Raw genomic sequence first — 22,304 nt, 5'->3', positions numbered from 1 at the left:
GACGCCCTGTTCTTCTTGTTCGCATACGCGCGCGAAGGAGGAGCAGGGCGTTTTTATCTTGGATTTTGGATCTCAGATTTGTGCTTGACTGAAATGAAAGGATATCGGTCTTTGAAAAATGGCCCGTTAGTAATGGCTCTTGTAGTGTGCGGTGTCCTACTTGTTGGCTGTGAAACCCGACGCGCTGTACCCGACGGGCCGGTCACGGGAACATTTACCGACGATCTTGGCCGTGAGGTGAAGGTGCCGGTTCCGATGAACCGGGTCGTTTCGCTTGCTCCGAGCATTACAGAAATGCTTTTTGCTGCCGGAGCAGGTGATCGTCTGATCGGTGTGACGAGCTATTGCAACTATCCGGCAGAAACCGTAAACATCCAAAAGGTCGGCGATACGCTAACGCCCAATATCGAATCCATAGTTGCCCTAAGGCCGCAGGTGGTCTTTGTTTCAACCGCCTCACAGCTTGAGGCTTTTACAACGTTGCTAACCGAACAAAAGATCGCGGTTTACGTCCTGGATGTAAAGAAGATCGACGACGTTCCGGACCGTCTGCGACGCCTTGGGAAGATGTTCTGGACGAATGAGCCAGCGGAAAAAGCCGCCAAGGATTTCGAACAGCGCCAAAAGAATGTAGAAAGCACGGTCAAACAAGCCGAGCGGCCAAAGGTGTTCCTTCAGATATCGAACGAGCCTTTGTTCACCATCGGCAGTGATTCGTTCATGACAGAGCTAGTCGAGCTCGCCGGCGGCATTTCGCTGACGAAGGATATCACTGGCGGGTATCCAAAGATCAGCAAGGAAACAGCGTTAGCAATGGATCCTGATGTGATAGTTCTGTCGGACAGCGACGATAACCGCGAGCCGAATACTGTTTTCAGCAATTCAAAGGCCGTAAAGAATGGAAGAATAATTCGCGTCAACGCAGACATCCTGTCACGGCCGGGCCCGCGTTTGGCCGATGCGCTCGAACAGATCGCCGGGTTTTTGAATAAGTAGAAATTTACGAAAAGCTTCGGGCAGCCAGCTTTTGAAGAAAAAAGAAACATTTTGGTTTGGTTTGATCGCGGCGTTGGTGGTGACGTTGGTTTCAGCCATTCTGCTTGGAAGCGAGCGTGTCTCGGTATTTGAAATGACGGAGCAGGGGCGAGCGATCTTATTCGATATTCGGCTGCCCCGCGTATTGCTGGGGGCGTGTGTCGGAGCAAGTTTGGCGATTGCGGGAGCCTCACTGCAGGCTTTGCTAAGGAATCCGTTGGCCGAGCCCTATCTCCTTGGCGTTTCGAACGGAGCGGCATTGGGGACATTGCTGGCATTTGTTTTTCTGGATGGGCTTGCTTGGGCTCGTCCGTTACTCGCCTTTGCCGGTGCGATAATTGCGACCTTTGCCGTCTATCAGATGGCAAAAAGCCGCGCGGGAATGAACGTGGAGCGCTTGGTCTTGTCTGGCGTGATCGTTACAACTTTTCTCTCGTCGATCATCGTTTTGCTGACAAGTTTGCTTGATGCGGCTCGCCTGCGAGGTTACACATTCTGGCTGCTCGGTGATCTGTCGCAGGCGACCTACGATGGATTCTATATGACGCTTGCGGCGGCTACCGTTGGAACGGTTGTACTTTCAACTCAGGCTCGTGCTCTTAACCTAATGATGATCGGCGAACGCGACGCATTTGATTTTGGGGTGGAGGTTGGCCGAGTTCGCATCACCATATTCACGGTGGCAAGCGTCTTGGTCGGGACCGCAGTCGCAGCGAGCGGCTCGGTCGGATATGTCGGATTGATAGTTCCTCATCTCGTGCGGCTTGCGGTCGGCAGCGATAATCGGCTGGTCGTTCCGATGTCTGCGATTTCTGGAGCGATATTCGTGGTTTTGGCGGATACCGTTGCGCGGACGGCGATCGCTCCTAGAGAATTGCCCGTCGGTGCAATAACTGCGTTGATAGGAGCACCGTTGTTCATTTATTTACTGCGCCGTTAATACGTATGCTTTCAGTCAAGGACATCACAATACGATACGGCCCGTGCGATGTGCTGAGCAATATTTCTTTTGATATGCGCGAAGGTGAAATGATCGCGCTGCTTGGGCCGAACGGTGCGGGAAAAACCACGCTGATCAAAGCCCTAAACGGAATACTTCCTGTGGCCGAGGGCGATATCTTGCTTGACGAAAAGCCGCTTGGAACATATTCGCGGCGCGAGATAGCAAAGCGGATCGCGGTGGTTGCGCAGGAGAACGAGACCAAGTTTCCGGTAACGGTCCTCGAGTTCGTTTTGTCTGGCAGGTTCGCGAGCGGCTCGGCATTCGGTTGGGAATCGGAAGACGATATTGAATCGGCAAAGAGAGCCCTATCCGAATGCGATCTTGCGGATTTCGGTTCGCGGCTGATGAATGAACTTTCAGGCGGTGAGCGGCAGCGTGTGGTTTTGGCGCGTGCTATAGCGACCGATGCAAAGATACTGTTGCTCGATGAACCGACGGCTAATCTCGACCTGCGGCATCAGGCAATGATGTTTCGGCTAGTTCGCGAAAGGTGTGATTCCGAAGACTATTCAGCAGTCGTCATCACACATGACTTGAATCTGGCTGCGGAATTCGCCAATAAGCTACTGCTGTTGAAACAAGGGACTATCTATGTCGCCGGAGCGGCAACGGATGTATTGACAGGACCGAACATTAGGGAAGTTTTTGGTGTAAACACATTGCTGGATATAAATCCGGCAAGCGGGAACGTTCGGGTAACGAACGTATTTTGATCGGCATTCGACACAAAGGAAGACCGGTGCAAATCCGGCGCTGCCCACGCAACCGTTAAAGTCGGGAACTTTGCTCGTTTGTCTTGGCACGGAACCATTCTGCGTGTGGGCAGAAGAGGACAATATGAAGATCACTTTTACATTCATCTTTGCGCTGCTTCTTGCTAGCGGCGTTTCAGCACAGGCCGACCCGGCCCCAACACCTTCACCAACTCCGGAGACCATTAGGGAAACTGTTACAGTTTCGGCGGATCTGCCGCAGCCGATCGACGAGGTCTCAAAGACCGTTAATACGATTAGCGGACAGCAGCTGCGTGAGCGGGCAGACATTACACTTGTTGATTCGCTGCGCCTGATGCCAGGTTTTCGCGTGCAGCAATTGGGCGGATTTGGCCGGACCGCTTCAGTAAAGACACGCGGGCTGCGCAATCAGGACACCGCGATCTTGATCGACGGCGTGCGGCTTCGCGATTCGGCCGCGATCACAGGAGACGCATCACCATTCCTGAGCGATATCACCCTGACCAGCGTTTCACGCGTCGAGGTGTTAAGAGGTTCGGGGTCGTCGATTTATGGAACAAATTCTATCGGGGGCACAGTTAATTTTGTTACGCCCGATCCGCGAACAGGTTGGCACGGACAGATCGCCGGTGCGATTGGCGGGCTCGGGCTTGGCCGTTTTCGCGGAGAGACAACCTATGGAACAAATGTGCGACCGTTGACATTGCCGAGATCGCACCAAACAATGCCAATGCGAAAGCTTTTCTTGCAGTAAATCCTCACTCCTCGCACATAAACGTAACACGTGTAAATGGCATAACTACTGTTATGTCTGCGCCGCGCGGTGGTGTTATCGCTGGTCAAGGAACGATCATCAACCTTAATGGTTCAACACAAGGTGAGATGGCTATTGTTCGCGAAGCAGCTTTGGTCATTAATTTCCCACGAGTCGCACAAGGCGGCGGATTTGGTGGCGGTTTCGGCGGATTTGGCGGGCCGCAGGTCGATCTAAATGAGGCGATACGCCGCCGTGATACTGCTGTCGAAACACTTAAAAAGCAGTTTGCTGATGCATTGAACTACGGACGGGCAATGGACGCCTATGCAAAGGACAAATCCATTCCGATGCCGAAAACCGATCTTGCACTAGAGGCAATGGTTCCTTACGTCCGCGGTGAGAAGCCGATAGTATTTACGGCCGAACGTGAACGTGATATCCGTGCGGTCCTGAGATTTATCGCGGATATGAAGGTTAAGGGCATTCTTGTCGGTGGTCAGGAAGCCTTCAAGGTCGCAAACGAGCTTAAGTCGGCTAATGTGCCGGTCATTTTTACGCATATTTACAGCCTCCCGGTCCGCGATGATGATGAATACGACTATCTTTTTGCGGGGCCGGCAAAGCTGCACTCGGCCGGCGTTCAATTTGCTATTTCGACAGGCGATATCGGCGCGGAAGCAAGAGACCTTCCCTATCACGCCGGTCTTGCGGGTGCTTACGGCCTCCCGCGTGAAGAGGCGCTAAAATCAGTAACCATCTATCCTGCCCAAATACTTGGGATCGCTGATAAAGTGGGTTCGATCGAGGTCGGGAAGATGGCAAATATCGTCGTTACGGACGGTGATATTCTCGATCCCCGCACGAATATCAAACATATGTTCATCAATGGCCGCATGATCCCACTCACAAGCCGACATACTGAACTGTTTGAAAGTTTCAAAGATCGGAAATAGAGAGCTTATTAACTGCTGATCTAATAAGGCCGCCTATCGATCGCTCCATTGGCGGCCTTTTTCATTTCCGTATCAACCTATCTGATCCCGCTTAACAAGATCGCATCGTGTCTCCAAGATCCCAACACTATCGATATACTGTTTCCGCTAGGTGAAACGGATATACCGGAGACCTCGTTCACTTCATCATCGCTGAGATCTAATAGAACCCTCAGTTGAGGTTCATCTAAACATTGATATAATTTTTAGTATCTACTTCTTCGATCACCCGTTTGACGTCTGCGATGAAGCGATAGCCACGCCTGGGCAGCGTCTCAATGTACGTTGGGGCTTGCGCACTGTCATTCAAGACTTTTCTCAACTGTCTGACGTTAAAGAGATATTGCCATCCTATACAAAGCTATTCGGCCAAACAGTGCGAAGAAGATATTCTTTCTCAAGGATCTTTCCGGGCTTTTCAAGGAATGCCAACAATAACTCATACATCTTCGGTGTGAGCTGGATGTGCCTCTTGCCGTGCCATAAAACCTTCTCTTCTGGGCAGAGAAGAAATTCGCCGAACCTATATAACATATTCTCCTACAATCACTTACGCTTCTCTAACAAATTTCTAATCAATCTATAACCGCATTCTAACCGCAACTCCGCGCAAGTTCCACGAATTTAACGTCTTCTGACTTGGCCGGACGACTTGTCAATTCTTTTGCCATAGCTCCTCAGGCCGGCCGTGGCAATTCTTCCGATCCGAACTTAAGGTCGGTGAAGGAATGCGAAGTTCAATATTGAAGGACGTAAATTGTCGCTGAAATGGGAGAGAAGTTTCATATGCCGAAGATAGATAAAATTGGGGTCCTCGCGATCGACGGGACCATTGAACCAGCGAAGTATGAAGGCAGGGTAATAAAAAATACGAGGGGAAGGGTTATGACGATAACGCTGCCCGAAAGTTTCGCGAAGCTGCGGGCTTTTGATAATAGCGACATGGATCACATTTACGGTGTGATCAAACTTGAACCGGATTGGCACCGTGGCTGGTCTAACTTCCACAGAATTATTGGAGTTAAAAGATCATTTTGGAAACCTGGAGCTTGCCAGGTCTAGAGAGCGAGGAAACCAAGGAGTAACGAAAAATGCAAAAATTAATACTTATAACTCTAATTTCAATGGTCCATTTCACCGTCAGCCAGACGGTATTTGGCCAAATCAAGATGAACGTCCCGAACTTGCCCAAGATCGGAAAGCCGACGAGTGATCAAGGACGAGGACTGTCTGATACCACACCAAAGGATAAAGGCACAGAGAACAATTCAACCCGATGCGGCCAACCGCAACACCGAAGTTCATTCGAAGCTCAGTTTATGTTCAGGCAAAAACCCATGATCAATATTGGAAAATGAAGGGCCAAAGAAATTATTCAAGCTGGGCACCTTTGACCAAATTCAAGAGTTTTTACAATGAAGAAAAGCCACTCAATTATTCTGTGGCGTACTTTAATCCGAACGGGACGCCTTGGTATAGCGAGAAGCTTGAGGCAAAAGGTCGTAATGCAGATAGGACGGTTGTATATGAAAGTCCGAGTCCGTGGGGAGAGACGCTTGATACAAAATCTACCGACGCAACTGGCGTGTTTTCATTCAAAATAACTAACGACGATACGAAAGAGCTTCTGTATGAGGGCAAGTTCAAGGTCGGGAAATTCAGTACTGCGAATGGCGGTCAGGATAAGAACAATTTTGAGTTCTTTCTGGGCCATGATTGGCTAATGTCTTATGGAATGATCGGTTTTCACCATTCGCTGGACGAGGTTGGCGGAATGCCGCCGTTAATGAGCGTTTGGATAAAAGGTACCCAAATGAGTCTGATCTTGAAGGACGTGTTTTCTTCAAAGGCCAACAGATCGCTTCGACAAAGGACGGCGGCGGAGCTTCCGATTATGATGAACGGGCAACCGATAAGGCCGCATCTTTTGAGCCATTGAACAGATAAAAGCGTTGGCAGTTCCAATGGAAGACCCTTCTTTTTGACAACAACGGGACATTCAATCGAGGTAACTTTCCCAATGCCTTCTACGTGGACAAGAATCCGGGAGTCTATACGGTCAAGATATATCATCTTGGACAGCAGATCCGTGAACTTGAATTCACTGTCGGCGTCGATGGACGTTTTGTAAAACCTGCCTATTCTGACCAGGTCTTCATTCTTTATCACACGATCCTGGTTCCGGTTAAGGTCTCCTCACCGTAAGAAAAATGGAATGTAGCAGCGTGGAAAACGGAGTTGTTCTACTGGAACCCCATAAATGACTTCACGAATTAAATGGTTTGGCACTGCGGAAGCTGAAGGACCGGGGATCTTTGCTAACGTTAGCCACATTCAAAGGTTTTATACGGAAGGAGGTCTTGCACCGACCGAACCGGGAAATGTGATAGGCGAAGAACGCGGAATTCCGTACACCGCTGAATACTATTTTTATCGAATGCGAAACACCCCCGGTCGGCCGCCGATCAGATAGCTTACAAATACGGTAGGATGATGATCTGGAAAACGTGGGTTTTAATCATCATTTTTGCGGCGGTCGGTCGGCTTCGGGGACGTTCTTGTAAACGTCCTCATATTTAGCGTAGCCGTCCTTGATAACGGTTGTCATAAGATTATCCTTGTCAACCACCTGTACTTCTAGCAGTATTGCAGGCACCTGTTTCCCGATCGCGTCGTTCGTGAACATTTCGGTACCAGTTAATTGCTCCTTCTTTGCAAGTTTTATGGCCGCCTCAACAGCTCCATTTGCCAGTGGAATTATGGGTTTATACACGGTCATCGTCTGTTTTCCTTCGGCGATGCTTTGTAAAGCAGAGAGCTGTGCATCCTGTCCGGTAACCAAAACCTTTCCTGCAAGCCCCTTATTGCTCAGAGCAGCGATAGCACCGCTCGCGGTTCCGTCATTTGAAGCGATGATCGCTTGTATATTGTTACTGTTTTGGGTGAGGGCATTTTGAACTATCTTCAGCGCTTCTTCGGCTTTCCAGTCGGTGGCGTGCTGGTCACCTACGATCTTGATATCGCCGCGATCTATCGCTGGCTGAAGCACGGCAAGCTGTGCCTTTTTCATTATGTGCGAATTATTATCCTTGTTATCGCCATAGACCATCAGATAATTTCCTTTCGGAACCTTTGCAAGCGCATACTCAGCCATTTTTTGCCCTATAACCGGGACTTGATGCGAAATGTAAAGATCAATCTTGTCCGAATTTATCAGGCGATCATAGCTGATCACTGGTACGCCTTTCGCTTTTGCCTTATCAACCATGAGAGCAGCCTGAGTCGCGTCATGCGGAGCAATAACAAGCACATTTACGCCCTGTGTAAGCATCACGTCAACGTCGTTTGCCTGCTTTTCCGCGCTCTTGTTGGCTACCGTAACGACACACTCGACATTCATCTTTTTGCAATGAGCCTCAAACGCTTCCTTGTCACGGACCCAACGTTCCTCTTCGAGTGTTGCCATCGCAAAACCTATCTTGACTTTACCGTCGGCAGGCACTGAAGTGTTGTGGGAATTCACACCACTGGGTTCAGGCGCGCTCACGCAGCCAGCTATCAAAATTGCGACGATAAATACAACAAGCGATCTTGTTTTGATCATTCTAAATTGCTCCAAACTAGGGGATTTTTATCAAGCCTTCTTTCCGAGCATATCAAGCCCGACGGCAGTTACCAAGATCACGCCTTTAATAATGTCCTGAAGATAGTTCTCGAGGTTTATCGAACTCATCCCGTTATCAAGGCTAGCCATTATCAACGCACCCAGACACGCTCCGAAAACCGTTCCGCGCCCTCCCATCAGGCTTGCTCCGCCTATAACACACGCTGCAATGGCGTCGAGTTCCTTTAATGTGCCTGCATCGACGGTGGCACTGCCAAGTCGAGCTGTGCTAACGATCGCCGCTAGCCCGACAAATGCCCCAAGCAAGGCAAAGACCTTGAGCGCGGTCAACCGGTTATTTATGCCCGAAAGCCTAGCCGCCTCGGAATTTCCGCCGATCGCATACAAGTACCGGCCAAATGTCGTATTATTAGTGATGAAGTGCCCGAGCAAGGCCACACCAATAAATAGCAAAACCGGATTTGGAATGCCCGCGTACGCATTCATCGCGAAGATGAATATCACTATACCCGCGACCGGAACCAACGCTTTCATAAGCTCCGGGCCAACACTGCCGCTTCCAAGACCATACTCTTCTTGCACGGCCGAGCGTCTCCATACCATAACAAGAACGACGGCCACGGATATGACCGCTAATATCCAACCGGCAGTAGGATGCAGATAACTTTGACCGATCGCGATGAACTGTGGATCGGAAACGGGAACCGTTGAACTGTTGGTAATTCCTTTGACGACGCCTCTCCAGGCAAGCAGTCCGCCAAGAGTAACGATAAACGCTGGTATGTTGAAGTAGGCGACCAAGGTGCCCTGAAATGCACCGACAAAAATTCCAACCGCAATTGCGGCGATCACTGCGGGTAGAATCCCATAACCCAAATTGGTCAAAAAGATCGCCGAGACGGCTCCGGCGAAGCCTAAAAGCGAACCGACCGAAAGATCGATATTTCCTGAAACTATGACCATCAGCATTCCTACAGCGATGATGCCCGTGACGGATGTCTGGACCATCAAGTTCGAAAGATTTTCCGCTGTAATGAAATTGCCGCCGGTTCGCCAATGAAAAAATACCCAGATAACAGCAAGTGCGCCGATCATCGTGTAAGCGCGAAGAGCAGAGGTCTCTATTTTGAATCGTTTTTTTTCGGTAGTTTGCTCAGCCATCTCTTTGTGAGTTAAGCGCTTGCCGTCGCAGCCGCCATCACCTTTTCGGCAGTGGCCTCTTGGCGTGTGAATTCTCCCGTCAGTTTACCTTCATGCAGAACGATGATCCTATCTGACAGACCAAGAATTTCCGGCAGCTCGGACGATACCATAACAACGGCTAAACCGCTTGCAGCCAACCGATTTATCTCATTATAAAGCTCCTGTTTCGCTCCAATATCGATGCCGCGTGTAGGTTCATCCAGAAACAATATCCTCGGTTCTGTAAGCAGCCATTTCCCCAAAACCACCTTTTGCTGATTCCCGCCGGAAAGCGTTCTTGTGATCGTAAAAGGCGAATTTGCCTTTACCCGCAGTGATCCCATTATACGTTGTGTTGCGGCGGTCTCGCGGGAACGGTTAGTGAGAAATCGTCCGGAGATGCGTTTCAAGCTTGCTAGCGTCGAGTTGTCGGTAATCGTCTGATCAAGTATCAGGCCGAACCGTTTCCGGTCTTCGGTAACAAAGCCGATCCCGTGACTTATGGCATCGGTCGGTGAGTTTATGTTCACCCGAACACCATCAATGAGGATATGACCAGATCGATCGCCCGTCCAACCACCGAAAATAGTGGTAAGAGCTTCACTGCGACCGGCACCCATCAACCCGGCGATTCCCAAAACCTCACCGCTGCGAACGCTGAATGAAAGCTTATCAACGAGTTTCTTTCGCAACGCGTCCGGAGAAAAAACCGTCAGATCTCGGACTTCCATCACAACCTCTCCCAGTTTATGCGTTACAGATGGAAAAACATCATCCACCTGACGACCGACCATCATTGAAATTACCTTGTTCTTACTTAGGTATGGCACTGCTCCGGTTCCGACGGTTTTTCCGTCACGAAGAACTGTGATCCGATCTGCCATCGCAAAAACCTCATCGAGCTTATGCGATATGTAGATCATTCCGACTCCTCTCGAACGTAACTCGCTAAGAAGCCTAAAAAGTGTTTCTACCTCAGTCTCCGTTAATGCCGCCGTCGGCTCGTCGAGCACAAGGATATTGGCATCTTGGGACAATGCTTTCGCTATCTCAACTAACTGCTGTTGTCCTATACCAAGTTTGCCAACAGGAATTCTGGGATCAAGCGGAAGATCAAGATTATGGAGAAGCCTAGATGCTCTGTTATGGACGTGCGGCCAATTGATCACACCAAACCGATTTGGTTCACGACCGAGAAAGATGTTTTCTGCAACGCTTAGCTCTTTTACCAAGGATAACTCTTGGAAAATTATTGCGATCCCCGCATTTTCAGCGTCGCGAATGTTAGCGAATCGTTTCAGTTCGCCATCTACATAAATGTCGCCACCATAAGTTCCGTGACGAAAGACGCCCGAGAGCACCTTCATCAATGTAGATTTGCCTGCACCATTTTCGCCAACAAGAGCATGTATCTCCCCTTTTTGAAGGTCAAAGGTAACCCCGTCGAGTGCCCTAACACCCGGAAATTCCTTTGTAATTTCACGCATCTCAAGAAGAGCCATCTTTATGCAGTAAAAGCAGAAAAATAATCGCAGAATTCCAAGCACAGAACAAATCCTGTATTCGACTCATATAAGATATATGTATGTAATTGAAATTAAGTACGGGAACTCTAATGTAAAATTCATCCAGAGAGCCAATGCCCAACCAACGTGTCAAATTACTCGGATCATAATTATTCGTTGCGAAATATCTAATCCAGATTCGCGTTCCTCGTTGCGGAGCAATTTCATCTCCGGGCCGTGTTCTGTTTCAGGAAGCTCTATAAAACCCAGCTTTTGATACAACGGAGCGTTCCACGGGATGTCGCGGAAAGTGGAAAGAGTAATGCCTTCGAAAGCATGCGAAACGGCCCAATCGTAGACGGCTTCAATCAATTTTCTGCCAATTCCTCGCCTGCCATGAATTGGATCGACGGAAACCTCATGCAAATGTGCGTTACCATCGATCACCAATGCCGCCGCGAATCCTACTGGAACATCACCTCCATCGACCGCAACCCAAAGGCGCCCGGCATCAAACTGCTGGATCAAGAATTCTATCGAAAGGCACTCCTGTGAGACTTCCTCGGCAAATTCTGTATCACGAAATAGTTCGGAAGCACGCTGTTCGATGGGCGGCAAATGCGCAATATAAGAGTATCTTGCTAAACGGATCAAATATGATCCGGACGCATTCTCATTTTCCAACACCATTTCCAGTTATCGCTCGACCAGACATCGTTCCAGTCATCTTTGTTCCGTCAAATACAATGCCACCGCCTACTATCACGGTCGAGAATCCGACGGAATACTGATGGGGCTCTTCAAAAGTGGCTTTATCTGCTACGGTCTTTTCATCAAATATCACTATGTCCGCCACGAAGCCTTCGCGGATCTGGCCGCGATCTCGCATACCGAAAACATTTGCTGGAAGCGATGTCATCTTGCGGATTGCGTCCTCCAAAGAGATTATCTTCAGTTCACGGACATATTGGCCGAGCACGCGAGCGTTGTTTCCGTAACCACGCGGATGCGGCACACCGGCACCGAATTCACGTACGCCACTGTCAGACGCGAACATATTGAATGGAGCGGCCATTATCCGTTTTACGTCGTCTTCGCTCATTACCCGATAGACCATTTGCGCTCCGCCTTTGTCATACATTTCAAAGATCTGTTCGATCTGGGAATCAAGATCGTCTTTCCCGCGCACCATCATTGCTATTTGCTTTATATTCTTACCATTGAATTCCGGGTTCGGGCGATAACTTGCAACGTATGCATCAGAGTAATCAGGAAAACCTGCCTCTGCACGCGACTTTTTCATTTCCTCGACAACTTTCGCGCGAGTTTCTGGATCAGCAAGCCGTTTCCGGCCTTCTTCGCGGCCGCCGGCGATCGCCCAGCTCGGCATTCTCGCATCTAACGAGGTCGATGAGGCCGGATATGCGTATTGATCGATGGTTACATTTAGGCCACGTTCCCGAGCATCTTTTACAAGCTGAAGCGTTTCATCCGAACGCCCCCAAAGCGACTTAGCTGAGATCTTGAAATGCGAAATCTGCACCGGCATATTTGCCTGCTCGCCGATATTTATGGCTTCTTTAATCGCGTCGAAGACGCCAACACCTTCGTTTCGTATGTGGCTGGCATATGTTCCACCATACTTGGCAGATGCTTTTGCTAGTTCGACCACTTCTTCAGTCTTTGCGAACGTGCCAGGCAGATATATCAAGCCGGTCGAAATGCCAACAGCTCCATCACGCATTGCCTTTTCCACGAGTTCGTTCATTTTCGCTTGCTCTTCAGCTGTCGGAGCACGGTTATCAAGCCCCATCACCTGGGAACGGACTGAGTTGTGTCCGATCAACGTAGCAATATTTATCGCAAGCGGTTTCTCTTTTATAGTGCCAAGAAATTTGCCGACATCTACGTGTGAACCTCCGCAATTTCCGGTGATCAGCGTCGTCACGCCCATACGGATAAAGTTCTCAGCGCTCGGCTGTTCGAAGATGTTCTCGGTGTGTGCGTGAACGTCGATAAATCCCGGAGATAGGATCTGGCCTTTCGCGTCGATCGTATTACCGCAATCATTCTCAAACCTGCCCACGCGTGCGATGCGGCCGTTCTTTATCGCAACCGAGCCGTAAAACCAAGGATTTCCCGTTCCGTCCACGATGCGTGCGTTTGTTACTACAAGATCATAAAGAGGCTCACACTGAGCAAATGAAACTGGGATCGACAATAGAAATAAAAGGGTAAGTAGCAGAAAAGATCTAATTGGCATACTGAAAAAATGCCGTGAAATGCTGACTAAGTCAACATTCGCAGCATTTTTAGCTCAGATATATTTTTCTTATATCCGCTATGACCCGGATAGATCTGTATCTTTTATTTTGTCTATTGCCGTAACTATGCTGTCGCAAAAAAGCTGCGATAGAATAATCGTACGGGGCCGAAGTCCGAGATCGGCGAGGCACTGATTGAAAAACACGGCATCGATCCGAATGAAACTGACTCAGTGGTATTGATCGAGAACGGAAAAGCCTACACTCATTCTGTGGCAGCTTTAAGGATCGCGCGACGATTGTCAGGTGTCTGGCCAGCCTGCTTTGGATTGATCATTATACCTCGACCATTACGTGATCTTGCATATAGACTTTTCGCAAAGTATCGATACCGTCTTTTCGGCAGAAAAGATGAATGTATGATACCCACACCCGAGATACGAGCACGATTCCTGGCTTAATCAATAACAGCAAGTGCCTAACGATGGAAAGCACAGAAATCGCGCGGTTCTTTCCCTTCGTCGAAGCTGCTACCCCTCCAGGGTAAAAAATACGGGGTGGAGCCATACAAAAATCTCACCTTCGTATAACTCCACCCCTGATGATGGCAAGATTAATCGCCGCTTTTCACAGTAACCTTCGCAACGCTTCGTACCCAACGAGCCTGCCGGTTTGTTTCGTCCGGTACTATTAGCCGGAGCGGCCCCTCATCTTCATCGAGGGCATTTCCGTCTCGTGTAGTTGCTAGAATGACTTTCTTATCACTGAAGTCCGGATCAAGCTCCGCAAGCGTAAACGATACCTTGTATCCATCAGCCGATTCGACAACAACATAGCTTGTCATCTTTTCACGTCGAAGCTCATCACCGAACGGGACGCCTGCCGTCCGGAGTACCTCGACCATTTCGACACCTTCATAACGAGACGTTTCACCTTCTTTATTTGCTGCTACGATCGCCGATCTGCGAAATTTCGTTAGATCATCCTTCGTCAGGCTAATGCTTTTGCCGTTCCCATTATCAAGTTGAAGAACTGTTTTATCACTTCCTACCTGAAAGCAGCCCGCAGTTAGTAATGCCGCGACGAGAAGAGATGCGTAGAAAAAAGACCTTGTATTTGTCATGATCTAACCTCCTGTTAGTTCTTGCAGAAAAGATCCTGTTTATCACTTATCAAATTTAGTTTGATCTTACTATAGGGATACAGACCACATATCTGACGAACTTGAGTATCATTCTACTTCACATTCAAGGCTCGGGGTAGCGCGAAGGAAAAGGTATGTAGAAAAGCCGCCAGGTGTCGATTTAAACATTAGTTTTGTATGGTGAAGCTTTTCGACAAAAAGCAGTGAAACCGACCGTAAATACACAGAATATCCATGCCAAAGACCTATGAATTGGCAAAGTTACGTATGCCGTTATAAACTGGATTTTTCTAACACTCAATCATTGATAATGTTTAATTATAGCTAATGAAAACGGTTTTTATTGCGGGTTCTGGGGGAATCGGTGAGGCAGCTGCATTGCTGCTTCGTGAATGGTGCGAATTTGAGACGACGTTGATACTAGGCGATATCAGCGAAGATAGTTTGGCGAAGGCGAGGGCTTTTGTGTGCGATGGTTCGCACAAAGCGACGACAGTCGAAACAGTTTTGATGCCCCGCGATGGAGAAACTGTTGAGCTAACATCCGCCTTTGAGCGGTCAGACGTGCTGCTTGATTGCACACCAGGTGGACAGGCTCCGCGGATGGCCGGTTATGCCCGCGACTTTAAGATGCACTATGCAAATCTGACCGAATATGTCGCCGAGACGGACGCCATCATGGAACTTGCCAAGAGTGCCGAGACGGGTTTTGTTTTGCAGACAGGTTTGGCCCCCGGTTTCATAAATGTGCTTGCGATGAAGCTATATCGAGAGTTTGTCGATAAATACCAGAACGAGTCGGTCGAAAAGGTCGGTATGAAGGTCGGTGCTCTGACCGCGCATGCACACGCTCCGCATTTTTACGGTTTCACCTGGTCGCCGATCGGTGTTGCCACAGAATATGTTAAAAATTCCCGTGTCATTAGAAACGGTAAGATAACTGAACGTCCGGCCCTATCGGCCCGCGAAACTATCGTCATCGGAGCCCGCACATACGAAGCTGATCTGACGTCCGGCGGTGCGGCCGATCTGCCGGATTTCTTTGAGGGAAAAGCGAATCAGCTTGACTACAAGACTCTTCGCTATCCGGGACATTATTCCTGGGTCGAATCTGTAGAAAAGAAGCTCGCCAAAGACGAACATCTCGCTGAGAATCTTGAGAAGGTTATGCTTGAACAGGTGCCTTCCGTTGAGGACGATCTTGTACTCGTTCATGCGTCGGTCGATGGTTTCGACCATCGTGGCCGTCGCCGTATGCTTGAAAAGGCGTATTTTGTTGAGCCGCTGGAGATAAACGGCAAGCGACTGCGGGCAATACAGACGACCACCGCCGCACCACTCTGCGAATCTGCAATGATGCTTCTTGCCGGCGCCCACAAAGGTGTGGTCCTACAAAGCCAGATCGACACAGAGGTGTTCTTCACCGGCAATTTCGTTTCCAGGATCTATCAATGAGGATCGTCTGCATCTCAGACACCCACAATTGCAACGAGCAGATCAACGTACCCGAAGGCGATCTGCTCATTCATTCAGGTGATGCTACGATAACAGGCACAACCGAAGAGATCCGCAACTTCACCCGTTGGTTCGCAGGACTTCCGCACAAGAATAAGATATTTGTTGCGGGGAATCATGATTGGCTATTTGAGCGGGAACCTAGATCTGCACGGCAACTGCTTGATGCATCGATAATTTATCTGCAAGATTCGGCAGTGACGATCAATGGTTTTCATATCTACGGATCACCTTGGCAGCCGCGTTTCTATGATTGGGCATTCAATCTGATGAGAGGGCCGGAGCTAGCGAAAAAGTGGGCGATGATCCCAGAAGACATTGACATTTTGATCACCCATGGCCCACCACATGGAATTCTTGATGAAGTGCCACGACAATGGGGCATTGAGAATACGGGATGCGAAGAGCTAGGAAAACGAGTTGATAAGATCGCCTCAGGTGGCCGTTTGAAATTACACATTTTTGGCCATATCCACTGCGGTTACGGAACTTATGAGAAGTTCGGCGTAAAATTTATCAATGCCTCTACCTGTGACGAGCAATACAAACCGACCCAACCGGCGATAGTTATAGATATTTAGTTATTTCGCCTTTGGCAAACTCACCATGTTTGCGAGCAATCGATACGCACCCGGGACACCCACAGGTAACTGTCTGAACAGCGAATAGCTGCAATAGACATATGTTCCTTTTCCGACATCGGCTACAACCAGCCCACCTTGGTTTTCTGCCTCACCAGAGTCATGGGTTTCAAGAATGCCGGTATATCGTTCGTCCATTGTGCCGAAATTATAAAGATTTCGCTCCTGGACCCAACCCTCAAAATCTGACGGGCCGATCTTGTTCGGGAAGTTCATTAACAGATGTTGCGGCTTAACAATGTTCACCGGCGCATTCTCATCTACAGTGCGCGGTCCTTGTTGGGCAGGATACGGGGCAAGGTTCTGCTGTGTGTAAGCAGAAAGCTGATATTGGACGACAAGGGTTCCACCATCAGTCATAAAATCGAGTAGGCGCTTGTTGTTCGCAACGAGAGCAGGACGAACTTGATAGGCACGAATTCCGACGACGATCACATCGAAGCGAGAAAGATCTGAATTCGCTAAATCGGCATCAGTCAAAAACTCCGGCGTCAGCCCGATCTGTGTTAATGCCTCGGGAATTCGGTCACCGCTTCCCATTATATATCCGACCTTTACCTGTGCGGTTTCGAGCGGCAAGACCCTAATATTTGCGGAAGCACGATGGTAGAAACGATGTGTTTGAATATGCGGATAGGCTATCGTGCGCATGGTCAATTCTGCGAGTCCCTCGCCAATCATTGCATTGGCGTTTATTTGATATTCACCTGCCTTAGTTCCGGGAGGAATCGTAACATCAAAGCCGATCGTAGTACGCTCTCCGGTTCGCTCGAGCTCGAAGGTGTTACTTGAAGCAACATACTCCCATTCCTTGTCCGCATTAATATTGAGCGACACGGTGCCGGAAACCGAACTTCGTGAATGATTGGTGAGGGTCATCGTCAGACGCCGAACCTGACCGACATTTGAAACCGGGACGATCAGCAAAGAACGGTCGAATTCCACGGTAGCTACCGGAACCAAGGTAAGCGGACGGCGAAGCTCACCGCGAACATCATCCGCAAATCTATACTCAAATGGCTGTTCAAACTTGACCTCAACATCCCCGATCTTCGCTGTTATCATCGCGGTCGCGATAGGTGGTTCAAATGGCAATGTATTGTGATCGGCTTGCGACCATCTAAACATTTCACCATCGCGCTGATCACTCAACCAATAGGGCTGTGAGGGTAAAGTATTGGAGGCAGCTCTGATGTTATAGGTTCGAGCGAAATTGGGATTCTCAGAGCGCAAGAAACCTTGTTGGCGCGGTTCGGGTGTTTCGGTTTCAATCACCGTCCAGCCGTTTGGGACATTTACGTCAACCTTCGTGATCTTTATAAGTTCGTTCGCGGGAAAAAAGACTCGAACATTTGCAGCAAACGCTTCATCCGGAACCACCTTTTCTTTTTCAGCCAGGGCATCGATCTGTAAACCTGCAGCCAGTTTCAACGCTTTTGCGAATTCACGTTGTTTGAAACGAACCAATGCTTTCGACTGCGGGTATCGTGTTGACCATTCTGCGTCATGAGCCGCCTTGTATCCTGCAGCAAGCAGCGGGACTATTTTTGCTGGCTCCCTAGTGTCAAAATCAGAGTATGCCTTTTGGGCGATCTGAGAAAGCTGGTTCAAATGAGTTCGGAACTGCTCTTGTGAATTCGCCGATTGGCTTGCGATGGCAGTTACGCTTACATCGACGCCATCGAACATGCCATTTGTTCCGGACACCCCCTCGATAAGATTCAGTCCGGAAAACATCTCGCCCTTTAATTCAAGTACGCCCTGTTCTTGAGACTTATGCTGGCTGCGAGCTTCCATAGCGATCTCAAAATATGAACGCCCGAGAGTGTGATCATAGCGTCCGGTGTTGGTACGCATCTGTGGTTGGCCGGTGGTACGGAAGCCTTGGCGAACAAAGAATTTCTGTACCTTCCATGGTTCTCCGCTTTGCCTGCACTTTGCAGGATCTGCGGCCGCTTTCACGGCACGCGGAGCGATCCAACCGGCATACTGATGATGGCCGTGACCGTCGGCGGGAGTTCCAGTGAATTGCGAAATAACGATCAGCGGTTTGAAGTCGCGTATAGCCTTGACCGCGTCGCAGAGGATCACTTCCTCGGGCCACTTGCTTTGTGCTTCGGCCAGGGTCTTCGAAAATCCGTAATCGTATGCCCGTGTAAAGTATTGTTCAGCCCCGTCCAGTCGCCGTGCTTGCAACAGTTCTTCGGTTCTAATAATTCCCAGTGCCTCTCCCAATTCTGGGCCAATTATATTTTGCCCACCGTCCCCGCGAGTCAGCGAAAGATACGCCGTTCTGGCGCTCTCGCCACGAGCAAGATACGCAAGGAGTGCCGTATCTTCGTCGTCAGGATGTGCCCCGATCATCATTGCAGATGCGGATGTATTTAGGCGTTTCAGAGATTGGATCAAACCCATTACACCGCGATCATAGACGGGCTGTATCTGGGCAAGCGCACCTATTCGCAAAATTGCCAAAACACAGAACAAAGAAAGAAAAACAGTAACGGACCTTCGTGAATGCTTGGACTCGAAAAGGCGTTTGTTCATACTCCGGTTTTCGTTGATCGTTACCACAAGAATATTCCCCATATTCGCAAATTATTCCACCGTCTTTACTTTCACATCTGGATCATCTTGAACGGTTAGGCTAATAAGATATCCCGCAGCAACGGTTACCAAACAGCCAATTACATTGAACCAGAGAAACTCGATCTTTGTGTACCAACTCGCTATCCAGACCGATGTTATACCAAAGAGCAACCCGAAAAAGGCTCCACGAGCCCTGGCACGTTTAACGACGAACGCCAACACAAAAACCCCGAGCAGCGAACCGTAAAAGAAAGAACCGAATTTATTCACAACCTCGATGAGCGAGCCAAGATTTGTGGCAAAGATCGCAACTACACAGGCAAAAACGCCCCAAAGAAATGTTGCGATGCGTCCGAACAATATAAATTGGCCGTCCGTTCCTTCGGGCTTGAACAGCCGCCAGTAGAAGTCCGCCGTTGTTGCAGTTGCAAGGGCATTCAGTTCCGATGAGATCGAGGACATCGCCGCCGCGAATATCGCCGCGATCAGAAGCCCGATCACGCCCATCGGCATATGTTCTAGAATAAATGTTGGAAAAACGTAGTTCACATCGTTGAAGTTTCGATTGCCATTTTCTTTGATAAATCCGACCGCCTCCGAACGAACATTCTTGAAGCGTTCATTCGCTTCGATGTATTTCTCTCGGTTGGCCTCACGATCGTTTGCGAAAGCGATCGCGGCCTCGCGGCGTTCGTTGAATGCGGCCAAATGGTCTGCTTGTATTCGCTGAAATTCCGAACCGCGGAAGTAGTAAGCTGCAGGGTCTTTTGGCAAAAGCTCAACAACACGGTCATAGTCCGCGATCGCTTTGTCATAAGACTTCAACTCGAAATGAGTGCGGGCCCGCCCGGCGAATACCTGTGAACTGTCACTCCGCATCTCAGCGGCCTTGTCGAAATCAGCGAGGGCAAGCTGCAATTCGCCTTTTCCGACGTTCTCCTCTGCACGTTTTACATAGAAGGACCAATCCGGCGGAGTTGGCGTAGGGATCGGCGTTGGAGCCGGGGTTGGCTGGGGTTTCGGGGCTGCCACCTGCCGCAATGCATCGATCAAGACCTGCGAGGCACCTGCTGCGATCAATTCGGATTCGATCACGGCAGAGGTGGTGAATGTGACCCCACGCTCCTTTATAGCTTCACTGAGGATACGGTTTCGCTCTTCAAGACTGACCTTTTGCGAGCGCAACCCGACCAACAGATCTGCGAGGCTTAACTTCGCAGCCTGAGCAGAAGCGATGATCGGCATTATAAACAGACAGACGAAAAGGAGGGAAGCTCGGAGGTTACCGGCTTTTATAAGGGAAGAGATTGTCTTCATAACGGCATTCATAGCGGTTGTTCTGCTTGGGAGTTTTGCAGTCATCGTGGGTTTATGTTTCTAGTTATCGTTGATCAGATCGTCAACTGTAACTTTTTTCGGTGTTACGGCTTTGGCTTTTGTTGGTTCTGGTGTGGGAGTTTTCTTCTTTTCAGGAGTCTGTGTCGGAGCGGCTTTGGCAGCAGTCTCATTAACTGAATTTTCTTTTTCTGATTGTGTGAACGCACTTTCTGGTGCAGTTTCCGGCACCCCTCCGTTCAGATCCTGCTGATCCTGTGTTTGAGCTGGCTGTTGTGGCGGTGCAGTTACTGAGATCTGTTCAGGTTGAGCCGTCGTTGAATTTGAGCCTAAAAACATCCATCCGCCTACTACAGCAATAATAATGACGGCAGCAAGACCGGCGAATACTGCGTACATAGGCACGCGGTTGGAGTTCTCTATATTAGGCTCATATCCGAAGGAAACTTGCTTATCGTTGTCGGAATCTAGGGTGTCGGCACCCGTGAGTTCCAGGATGTCATCACCGTATGCTTTCTGCTTATGCTGTTCCTTATCATTTGCTGCGGATGCAAGATCCCTGTGGTTTTCATGGTCAGCCCGAAGGTTATTTTCCACTAAGGTCGACGAAGCACTCTCTATGCCTAAGAGGTCGTCGTCGGAAGGAGATGGGACCGTTACAATGTCGGGAATATTATTATCCGGCCGCAGGCTGGATGACCGCGGCGTTTTGGGAATGCTGACGCTGCTGCGATCCAAGCCCTCCGATTTCTTGGGTTTGGAATCATTTTGTGGGGACGGGACCCCTTTGACGGATGCTCCTGACACTTCTTCCCGGTCCGGACGCGGCAACACACCGTTTTCGATCAACTGAGTAAGTTCGCGGTGCATCGCTGCCGCGGAGTCAAACCTATCTTCACGCTTTATCTCAAGTGACCGCTGAAGGAAATTCGCTAAACCTAGAGCAATGCTTGGAGGCAGCTTCAGCGGGTCCGGTTTGGATTCGAGTAGTTCGATCGAACGCTCAAGAGCGTCCACCGGTTTCTGGCCCGAGATAAGATGATAGATCACTGCCCCGATCGAATAGACATCGCTTCTTGCATCCGCTGGCGAGAGAAGAATCGCTTCCGACTGTTCGTCATAGCACTGCGAGATCACTTTCTGAGACGCGGGATCTAGGTCACCCCAGATGATTTCAAGTGGGGAATAACAGAGTCGTTCCTCCTTATCCGCTACTTCGGCGACCGAAGTGTCGAGCGGTTGATCATTTTCAGATACTGAGGGGACAGAAAGAAGCTTTAGTTCACCGCTTCTTGAGATAATAATATTCCAGGGATCGATCTTTCCATGGACAAAGCCGATCGTTCGTGATTGTAGAAATTCGACAGCGTCCAGCAATTGAACTATCCAGCCAGTCTTTTTGGTCAGATCAAATTCTGCATCATTTGCAGAGTTAAGTATTGTAGAGAGATATGTACCGTCGATGGATTCGAGAACCAAGTACTGTCTTCCGACCTCGGAAAAGTAGTCGGTGACATTTAGGAGGTGGTTGTGACGAAGGTCTTTCAGCAGCCGAGCTTGGTTCGTGAATGAGATCTTCAAATTCTCCAATTGAGAAGGTGTCGCCACCTTTCCGAGCGGTGAAAGTATCTCTTTTACAACGACATTCACGTTGCTCACGGTATCAACTGCATCGAAAGATCTAGATCCGATATTTTCAGCGATCGGCTGAACGATCCTGTAGCGACCTTGATTCAAGAGTTCCTGAGAAGCGGGCATATTGTTTAACGAATAGGAGTGCGGAGATTCGAGGCGAGCTTAAAGCCAAAAACATTATACATGAAAATGTTGAAATGTAAACAAAATTATTAAACAATTATGAACAATTTTCGGTGAGACAACATCTTTATATCTGATCTGACTCCAAAGGAAGAACACTTTGGAAAAAACTGGAAAAGTTATCAAATCGATCGTCGAATGTATCCTACTATTCGATGTATTGTA

The 22,304-nt window shown here is 49.1% G+C and carries 24 protein-coding genes and 1 riboswitch; of the genes, 13 read left to right on the top strand and 11 right to left on the bottom strand.

Annotated features, from left to right (window positions below; all coding sequences use genetic code 11):
• Positions 1-111: 111 nt before the first annotated feature.
• The 5 genes from JVX88_RS02480 (at position 112) to JVX88_RS02460 (ending at position 4,482) form a co-directional block, all read left to right on the top strand.
• Complete coding sequence (locus JVX88_RS02480) at positions 112-996, top strand: ABC transporter substrate-binding protein (RefSeq protein ID WP_211625429.1); 885 nt, start codon at positions 112-114, stop codon at positions 994-996.
• A gap of 31 nt (positions 997-1,027) precedes the next feature.
• Positions 1,028-1,975 carry a FecCD family ABC transporter permease gene (locus JVX88_RS02475; protein WP_211625427.1) on the top strand — a complete coding sequence of 316 codons (948 nt, stop codon included), beginning with the start codon at positions 1,028-1,030 and terminating at the stop codon, positions 1,973-1,975.
• Positions 1,976-1,980: 5 nt separating this feature from the next.
• Positions 1,981-2,751, top strand: a complete 771-nt coding sequence (locus JVX88_RS02470) for an ABC transporter ATP-binding protein (protein WP_211625425.1) — start codon at positions 1,981-1,983, stop codon at positions 2,749-2,751.
• Positions 2,715-2,844, top strand: a riboswitch (cobalamin riboswitch). Its footprint overlaps the gene before it by 37 nt.
• A gap of 31 nt (positions 2,845-2,875) precedes the next feature.
• Positions 2,876-3,526, top strand: a complete 651-nt coding sequence (locus tag JVX88_RS02465; protein ID WP_211625423.1) for a TonB-dependent receptor plug domain-containing protein — start codon at positions 2,876-2,878, stop codon at positions 3,524-3,526.
• 53 nt (positions 3,527-3,579) lie between these two features.
• Positions 3,580-4,482 carry an amidohydrolase family protein gene (locus JVX88_RS02460; RefSeq protein WP_211625421.1) on the top strand — a complete coding sequence of 301 codons (903 nt, stop codon included), beginning with the start codon at positions 3,580-3,582 and terminating at the stop codon, positions 4,480-4,482.
• 226 nt (positions 4,483-4,708) lie between these two features.
• Here the strand turns inward: JVX88_RS02460 and JVX88_RS40395 are convergent, their stop codons facing one another.
• Together JVX88_RS40395 and JVX88_RS40390 are read right to left on the bottom strand one after the other, a co-directional pair.
• Complete coding sequence (locus JVX88_RS40395) at positions 4,709-4,831, bottom strand: hypothetical protein (protein WP_211625419.1); 123 nt, start codon at positions 4,829-4,831, stop codon at positions 4,709-4,711.
• Positions 4,832-4,872: 41 nt separating this feature from the next.
• A complete protein-coding gene (locus tag JVX88_RS40390; RefSeq protein ID WP_211625418.1) occupies positions 4,873-5,055 on the bottom strand; it encodes a transcriptional regulator in 183 nt (60 codons plus the stop codon).
• Positions 5,056-5,307: 252 nt separating this feature from the next.
• Here JVX88_RS40390 and JVX88_RS02445 point away from each other — a divergent pair, with 252 nt between their 5' ends.
• From JVX88_RS02445 to JVX88_RS02425, 5 genes are all read left to right on the top strand, one after another.
• Positions 5,308-5,583, top strand: coding sequence for a hypothetical protein (locus JVX88_RS02445; RefSeq protein WP_211625416.1), 276 nt, complete (start codon positions 5,308-5,310; stop codon positions 5,581-5,583).
• Positions 5,584-5,612: 29 nt separating this feature from the next.
• Positions 5,613-5,879: a hypothetical protein gene (locus tag JVX88_RS02440; RefSeq protein WP_211625414.1), complete on the top strand. Its 267-nt coding sequence runs from the start codon at positions 5,613-5,615 to the stop codon at positions 5,877-5,879.
• Positions 5,876-6,460 (top strand): hypothetical protein, encoded by a 585-nt coding sequence (locus JVX88_RS02435; RefSeq protein ID WP_211625412.1) that lies wholly within the window; start codon positions 5,876-5,878, stop codon positions 6,458-6,460. Before JVX88_RS02440 ends, JVX88_RS02435 begins: the two co-directional genes overlap by 4 nt.
• Positions 6,461-6,552: 92 nt before the next feature.
• Complete coding sequence (locus JVX88_RS02430; protein ID WP_211625410.1) at positions 6,553-6,726, top strand: hypothetical protein; 174 nt, start codon at positions 6,553-6,555, stop codon at positions 6,724-6,726.
• A gap of 55 nt (positions 6,727-6,781) precedes the next feature.
• Positions 6,782-6,994 carry a DUF3455 domain-containing protein gene (locus tag JVX88_RS02425; RefSeq protein ID WP_211625408.1) on the top strand — a complete coding sequence of 71 codons (213 nt, stop codon included), beginning with the start codon at positions 6,782-6,784 and terminating at the stop codon, positions 6,992-6,994.
• Positions 6,995-7,042: 48 nt separating this feature from the next.
• On the opposite strand, the gene JVX88_RS02420 is transcribed toward JVX88_RS02425, so the two are convergent.
• The 5 genes from JVX88_RS02420 to JVX88_RS02400 all read right to left on the bottom strand — a co-directional run bounded on the left by JVX88_RS02420 (position 7,043) and on the right by JVX88_RS02400 (position 13,096).
• The gene (locus tag JVX88_RS02420) at positions 7,043-8,125 is read right to left on the bottom strand and encodes a substrate-binding domain-containing protein (protein ID WP_211625406.1); all 1,083 of its coding nucleotides are present in this window, start codon (positions 8,123-8,125) and stop codon (positions 7,043-7,045) included.
• Between the two features lie 30 nt (positions 8,126-8,155).
• Positions 8,156-9,307, bottom strand: a complete 1,152-nt coding sequence (locus tag JVX88_RS02415) for a sugar ABC transporter permease (RefSeq protein ID WP_211625404.1) — start codon at positions 9,305-9,307, stop codon at positions 8,156-8,158.
• An 11-nt stretch (positions 9,308-9,318) separates the two neighbouring features.
• A complete protein-coding gene (locus JVX88_RS02410; RefSeq protein ID WP_211625402.1) occupies positions 9,319-10,830 on the bottom strand; it encodes a xylose ABC transporter ATP-binding protein in 1,512 nt (503 codons plus the stop codon).
• Positions 10,831-10,983: 153 nt separating this feature from the next.
• Entirely contained in the window at positions 10,984-11,451 is a 468-nt protein-coding gene (locus JVX88_RS02405; RefSeq protein ID WP_211625400.1) for a GNAT family N-acetyltransferase, read from the bottom strand.
• A gap of 55 nt (positions 11,452-11,506) precedes the next feature.
• Complete coding sequence (locus tag JVX88_RS02400; RefSeq protein ID WP_211625398.1) at positions 11,507-13,096, bottom strand: N-acyl-D-amino-acid deacylase family protein; 1,590 nt, start codon at positions 13,094-13,096, stop codon at positions 11,507-11,509.
• A 180-nt stretch (positions 13,097-13,276) separates the two neighbouring features.
• Between JVX88_RS02400 and JVX88_RS43840 the strand changes: the two genes are divergently transcribed.
• Positions 13,277-13,558 carry a thiol-disulfide oxidoreductase DCC family protein gene (locus JVX88_RS43840; RefSeq protein WP_211628608.1) on the top strand — a complete coding sequence of 94 codons (282 nt, stop codon included), beginning with the start codon at positions 13,277-13,279 and terminating at the stop codon, positions 13,556-13,558.
• A 152-nt stretch (positions 13,559-13,710) separates the two neighbouring features.
• On the opposite strand, the gene JVX88_RS02390 is transcribed toward JVX88_RS43840, so the two are convergent.
• Complete coding sequence (locus JVX88_RS02390) at positions 13,711-14,220, bottom strand: molybdopterin-dependent oxidoreductase (RefSeq protein WP_211625396.1); 510 nt, start codon at positions 14,218-14,220, stop codon at positions 13,711-13,713.
• Positions 14,221-14,568: 348 nt separating this feature from the next.
• Between JVX88_RS02390 and JVX88_RS02385 the strand changes: the two genes are divergently transcribed.
• Both JVX88_RS02385 and JVX88_RS02380 read left to right on the top strand, forming a co-directional pair.
• Complete coding sequence (locus tag JVX88_RS02385) at positions 14,569-15,696, top strand: saccharopine dehydrogenase family protein (protein WP_211625394.1); 1,128 nt, start codon at positions 14,569-14,571, stop codon at positions 15,694-15,696.
• Positions 15,693-16,337 carry a metallophosphatase domain-containing protein gene (locus tag JVX88_RS02380; RefSeq protein ID WP_211625392.1) on the top strand — a complete coding sequence of 215 codons (645 nt, stop codon included), beginning with the start codon at positions 15,693-15,695 and terminating at the stop codon, positions 16,335-16,337. The genes JVX88_RS02385 and JVX88_RS02380 overlap by 4 nt, the downstream gene beginning before the upstream one ends.
• Here the strand turns inward: JVX88_RS02380 and JVX88_RS02375 are convergent, their stop codons facing one another.
• The 3 genes from JVX88_RS02375 to JVX88_RS02365 are packed head-to-tail and all read right to left on the bottom strand — an operon-like array spanning position 16,338 to position 22,079.
• Entirely contained in the window at positions 16,338-18,986 is a 2,649-nt protein-coding gene (locus tag JVX88_RS02375) for a PIG-L family deacetylase (protein WP_211625390.1), read from the bottom strand.
• A gap of 9 nt (positions 18,987-18,995) precedes the next feature.
• Positions 18,996-20,303, bottom strand: a complete 1,308-nt coding sequence (locus JVX88_RS02370) for a sodium:solute symporter family transporter (protein ID WP_211625388.1) — start codon at positions 20,301-20,303, stop codon at positions 18,996-18,998.
• Between the two features lie 60 nt (positions 20,304-20,363).
• Positions 20,364-22,079, bottom strand: a complete 1,716-nt coding sequence (locus JVX88_RS02365; protein WP_211625387.1) for a serine/threonine protein kinase — start codon at positions 22,077-22,079, stop codon at positions 20,364-20,366.
• Positions 22,080-22,304: the final 225 nt, after the last annotated feature.

It is taken from the genome of Leptolyngbya sp. 7M (genome assembly GCF_018128485.1).
The sequence above is the reverse complement of the archived record's forward strand: the minus strand, read 5'-3'. Positions and strand labels throughout refer to the sequence as shown.